Raw genomic sequence first — 254 nt, forward strand, 5'->3', positions numbered from 1 at the left:
GTGTACGCGTGGACGGTCGTCATCAGGCCCTTGACGATGCCGAAGTTCTCGTCGAGAACCTTGGCCATCGGCGCCACGCAGTTGGTGGTGCAGGAGGCGTTGGAGATGACGTGGTGGTTGGCCGCGTCGTACTTGTCCTGGTTGACGCCGATCACGACCGTGATGTCCTCGTCCTTGGCGGGCGCGGAGATCAGGACCTTCTTGGCGCCGGCCTGGATGTGCTTCTCGGCGTCGGCCTTCTTGGTGAAGATGCC

Annotated in this window: 1 pseudogene; it reads right to left on the minus strand. The window is 63.0% G+C overall.

The annotated features are described in order from the left end of the window. Positions 1–254: pseudogene (locus tag F1003_RS19020) on the minus strand (type I glyceraldehyde-3-phosphate dehydrogenase); the annotation flags it as partial.

Source organism: Winogradskyella ouciana (assembly GCF_009709615.1).
GTDB classification, from domain to species: Bacteria; Bacteroidota; Bacteroidia; order Flavobacteriales; family Flavobacteriaceae; genus Winogradskyella; species Winogradskyella ouciana.